3 protein-coding genes are annotated in these 1,809 nt (G+C 72.6%); 1 reads left to right on the top strand and 2 read right to left on the bottom strand.

Translation table 11 applies throughout. The features are described 5' to 3' along the window. Together ODJ79_RS46465 and ODJ79_RS46460 are read right to left on the bottom strand one after the other, a co-directional pair. A partial coding sequence (locus ODJ79_RS46465; protein ID WP_263030168.1) for an FGGY family carbohydrate kinase occupies window positions 1–481 on the bottom strand: 481 nt, incomplete at its 3' end. Then, on the bottom strand, window positions 478–1,245 hold the full coding sequence (locus ODJ79_RS46460; protein WP_263030167.1) for an IclR family transcriptional regulator: 768 nt from the start codon (window positions 1,243–1,245) through the stop codon (window positions 478–480). The genes ODJ79_RS46465 and ODJ79_RS46460, both read right to left, overlap by 4 nt. 86 nt (window positions 1,246–1,331) lie before the next feature. Here ODJ79_RS46460 and ODJ79_RS46455 point away from each other — a divergent pair. Beyond that, window positions 1,332–1,809: FGGY family carbohydrate kinase (locus ODJ79_RS46455; RefSeq protein ID WP_263030166.1), on the top strand; the 478-nt coding region annotated here is incomplete at its 3' end.

Below are 1,809 nucleotides of genomic sequence, written 5' to 3'. Positions count from 1 at the left end.
GCACTTCGCCGTGCTCCGCGCGTACCCGCAAGCTTGGATCTTTGTCGAGCAGCCAGCGCAAGCGGGTCGCGGAGAAGTAGGTCGTCAGGGGTAGTCCGCTGAGCTCCGGCACCAGCGCGGCGCCGGGCTGCCGGCCGAGCCGTTCGACGAGGTCGCCGGTGCGGATGTCCTGCCAGACGATGGCGGGCGCGATCGGCGCGCCGGTGGCCCGGTCCCAGAGCACGGTGGTCTCGCGCTGGTTGGCGATGCCGATGGCCGCGACCTGCTCGGGCCCGATGCCGGCCTCCTTCAGTGCCCGGGGGATGAGGCGCCGCACGTCGCGCCAGATCCGGGCCGCGTCGTGTTCGACCCAGCCGGGCCGCGGGTAGGACTGCGGGTGTTCGCTGCGGACGACGGAGACGACGGTGGCGCGCCGGTCGAACAGGATGCACCGCGTGGAGGTGGTGCCCTGATCCACCGCGAGGACGTAGCGCTCGCTCATGCGCGCGGTCCGGACAGGTCGCGGGAGATGGCGCGGGCGGCGTCGCAGACGTGATCGACCAGCGCCAGGCGGGGCCGGCCGCGGGTGTCACAGAGCCGTTCCACCCCGCCGGAGATCCCGATGGCGCCGACGACCAGGCCGCCGGTGGTCCGGATCGGCGCCGCGATGCCGGCGCGGCCCGGTTCCCGCTCCTCGACCGAGAGCCCCCAGCCTCGCGACCGGATCTCGGCGAGCGTCCGCGCGAGGTCCCGCGGCGAGCCGATGGTGCGCCGGGTGTACGCGTCCAGCGTGTCCCGCGCGACGGCGTCCGCGGCCACCGGGTCGTAGGCGAGCAGCACCTTGCCCAGCGCGGTCGCGTGCGGGGGCAGCAGGCTGCCGGTGTCCATCGACTGCGCGGAGTCGTCGGGCCGGAACACGTGGTGCACGACCAGCACGGTGCCGTCGTGCAGCGCGCCGATGCGGACCGCCTCGCCGCTGCGGGAGGCGAGCGCGTCCGCCCAGTCGAGTGCCCGGGCGCGCAGCTCGTTGACGTCGAGGCCGCCGGTGCCGAGCTCGAGCAGGGCGCGGCCGAGCCGGTAGCGGGCGGTGCGGGGGTCCTGCTCGACGAAGCCGATGTGTTCGAGCGTACGCAGGATGCTGTGCGCGGTCGATTTGGCGAGCCCGAGGGAATCTGCGATCTCCTTCACCCTCAGCCGGTCCGGACTGGCCGCGAGCAGCCGCAATACGGCGGACGAGCGTTCGATGGACTGGATCAGACCCGGCACGTGCGACATTGTCGCACGGTCGTCGTTGACCCCGCCTTGTCCGGTTTTTACCGTCGCGGCACACAGGGCGACCGGGAGGGGAAACCGTGGCGGACTTCGTCGGCGCGATCGATCAGGGCACCACCAGCACACGGTTCATGATCTTCGATCGTGCGGGTGCCGAGATCGGTCGGCACCAGATCGAGCACCGGCAGCTGCTGCCCGGCGCCGGGCGGGTCGAGCACGACGCGCTGGAGATCTGGGAGAACACCCGCAAGTGCATCGCGGTCGCGCTGGGCGAGACCGGGCTGGTCCCCGCCGATCTGGCCGCGGTCGGCATCACCAACCAGCGCGAGAGCGTCGTGCTGTGGGACCGGGCGACCGGCGTACCGGTGCACAACGTGATCGTCTGGCAGGACACCCGGACCGACCGGATCGTCGCCGAGCTCGACCGCGACGGTCGCGGCGACGTGATCCGCGAGCGCACCGGCCTGCCGCCCGCCACCTACTTCTCCGCCGCGAAGGTCCAGTGGCTGCTCGATCAAAACCCCGACCTGCGGGTACGCGCGCGGCGCGGTGAGGTGT

Source organism: Actinoplanes sp. KI2 (assembly GCF_025630775.1).
GTDB lineage: Bacteria > Actinomycetota > Actinomycetes > Mycobacteriales > Micromonosporaceae > Actinoplanes.
This window is presented reverse-complemented; position numbering and strand designations above follow the sequence as displayed.